Below are 2,301 nucleotides of genomic sequence, written 5' to 3' on the forward strand. Positions count from 1 at the left end.
CCGGGACCTGCCGTTCCCCGATGGCACGTTCCGCATGGTCGTCCTCGATCCTCCCCACCTTCGTCACGTCGGGGAGAACGCCTACATGGCGAAGAAATACGGTGCCTTGGACCCGGAGATGTGGCAGGAGGATTTGCGCCTCATGTTCCGTGAATGCTTCCGCGTGCTGAAACCATACGGGGTGCTGATCTTCAAATGGAACGAGGTGCAGATTCCGCTGTCCAAGATTCTGAAACTGTGCGATGAGAAACCGCTGTTTGGGAACAAGCAACCCAAGCAGACCGGCACGCACTGGATCGTGTTCATGAAAGCAGGAACGGAGGAGCAATGAGCATCAGCAAACAGGAAGCCGAACGCTACTACCCCACCCAATACTGGAACGGGAAAAACTGGCCGTTGAAACTCCTTTCCCTCACCACGGACGATCTGCAACTGGCATACCAGTCCGGGCGCGAGGCCGAACCCTGCAAGGAGCAGATCGAGTCCGTGGCTAAAACACTCGCAGTGGTGTCCGCCTATACCACCGAAGATGGCTACTGCTATCTGAGCAGAATTGACAAGGCTTTGGAAGAAGACGAGGATCATTGGTCGTACATATCCGGTAACCGGCGCGACGACCTGATGGCGATTGCGAAGAGACTTCTGGACGCTGCGCGGAAGGCGGTGATGTGATGAGCGTCGCATTGGATGAAGCATTCCGGATTTTCGGAGATGAGGCGCGACCTGATCCACTCACCGACAAGTTTCGTAGGACGTATGTGCGCGGTCGCACGGCGCGGCCATGTGACAAGCAGATCGACGCCGTGGCGGATGCGTTGTCCGACCTGTTTGGTGGTGACGGCACAGGATTCCATCGCAATGATGACGACTGGAAACGGACTGCTAAATACCTGCTGAACATCGCAAGGATTGAGGTGATGTGACATGCCGAACGATTACGAGGTCAACGTCATCCTCACGGAACATCCCACGCACTGGGCGTGGAAAGTCAAATGCCTCGGGCAGTTCGTCGCATCCGGCTCCGCCGTCAGCCTCGAACGTGCATTGCGAATCGCACGGCAGTACAGCAAAGAGGACGGCTATGAGTTCGGACGGCTGAAGCTCATCGGCAAATACACAGAACATTGCATGGCGCATTACCTGTACGGGGCCAATATCAATATCCATTGACGACGAAACTACGGTTTTGACACGCTGACTCTTTCCGTCCTGCCACTTTGCTACAATGATAGTATTGTTCATGAAATCAGGATTGGAGGAGTTTATGAACATCGCGGACAAAGTGAATACTGTGCTGGATTTAAGTGGATATAACTCGCTTGAGACACAGTTCGATCTTACCGACCCTACCACCTTGATTACCTTGCTAGGCGAAATCCTCGCGTTAGGCGGAATATGCTTACTCTTCTTCGGACTCATCTCCGTTTCGGAGAAAGCGAGAAAGATTGCCGAGGGCGGAATCTGCGGAATGGTTCTGGGGGGCGCTTTGCTGGCCGTGGTGTTCATATTGTCAAGCCCCAGTGAACACACATTCTCGAACTATGTGAACGAGGCATATGGATTCGAGTCCAGCAGCCTGCCCGATAGCAAACCTGAAGACGGAAGCCTGTCGATGGTGTGGAAGAAGAACGGAGAAATCCACTCGGGCACGCTCAACCTGCTCGACAACAAGGTCAGCATTAAGGAAACCGGCGGCGACTACTTGAAAGTTACAGAACAAGCATCGCAAAAGAATGGAGAATGAATTATGGGCATCGCACAACAGGAAGCGAATCAGCTCTATCCCGATGAGATTTTAAGCACGTCCTGCATGATCGTGGACGACAAGAGCGTGGACCGCGCCATCTACATCGCGGGCCGCACCGCCGAACCGTGCAAGGAGGAGGTGCAGGCGGCTGCCGATACACTCAATACTTTCTTCTGTACTTGTGGGCCGTTGGATTCGATTCCGACCCATCATGAGCTGAAACATTTGGCGGCACTTGTTCCGGACGCCGCGCGAAATGCGGTGATGTGATGGAGAGCCGGAAGGAAGTGACCCGCCGTCTTTCCGAATTGGTGGAGAAGCGGATCACAGGACGGAACATGGTTTGGAGCCGGGAGGTCCCCTTCGACAAGGGTACGTCCTCCGAAAGGCGCGTGGACTATGTGGCGTTCCGGCCTTTCATGCCGGAGCAGCGTGTGGAACCGTCGAGTCTGGAACTGGGGACGTTCGAGTTCTATGAGATAAAATCCTGCATTGCTGATTTCGAGAGCGGACATGGTTTGACCTTCGAGGGTGATGAAAACTATCTGGTCACT

At 54.2% G+C, this 2,301-nt stretch carries 6 protein-coding genes and 1 pseudogene; all 7 read left to right on the forward strand.

The genetic code is table 11. The annotated features are described in order from the left end of the window. Positions 1-331: class I SAM-dependent methyltransferase (locus B5G37_RS14235; protein WP_143482989.1), on the forward strand; the 331-nt coding region annotated here is incomplete at its 5' end. Beyond that, positions 328-672, forward strand: a complete 345-nt coding sequence (locus B5G37_RS14240) for a hypothetical protein (RefSeq protein ID WP_087258908.1) — start codon at positions 328-330, stop codon at positions 670-672. The genes B5G37_RS14235 and B5G37_RS14240, both read left to right, overlap by 4 nt. Continuing rightward, positions 672-923 (forward strand): hypothetical protein, encoded by a 252-nt coding sequence (locus B5G37_RS14245; RefSeq protein ID WP_087258910.1) that lies wholly within the window; start codon positions 672-674, stop codon positions 921-923. The genes B5G37_RS14240 and B5G37_RS14245 overlap by 1 nt, the downstream gene beginning before the upstream one ends. 1 nt (position 924) lies before the next feature. Further along, on the forward strand, positions 925-1,170 hold the full coding sequence (locus B5G37_RS14250) for a hypothetical protein (RefSeq protein ID WP_087258912.1): 246 nt from the start codon (positions 925-927) through the stop codon (positions 1,168-1,170). A 94-nt stretch (positions 1,171-1,264) separates the two neighbouring features. Then, positions 1,265-1,744 (forward strand): hypothetical protein, encoded by a 480-nt coding sequence (locus B5G37_RS14255; protein ID WP_087258914.1) that lies wholly within the window; start codon positions 1,265-1,267, stop codon positions 1,742-1,744. Positions 1,745-1,747: 3 nt separating this feature from the next. Further along, the gene (locus tag B5G37_RS14260; protein ID WP_087258916.1) at positions 1,748-2,017 is read left to right on the forward strand and encodes a hypothetical protein; all 270 of its coding nucleotides are present in this window, start codon (positions 1,748-1,750) and stop codon (positions 2,015-2,017) included. Continuing rightward, positions 2,017-2,301 (forward strand): annotated as a pseudogene (locus B5G37_RS14265) (hypothetical protein); the annotation flags it as partial. The gene B5G37_RS14260 and the pseudogene B5G37_RS14265, both read left to right, overlap by 1 nt.

The sequence above is a fragment of the Pseudoflavonifractor sp. An85 genome (genome assembly GCF_002161235.1).
In the GTDB taxonomy this organism is placed as follows: domain Bacteria; phylum Bacillota; class Clostridia; order Oscillospirales; family Oscillospiraceae; genus Enterenecus.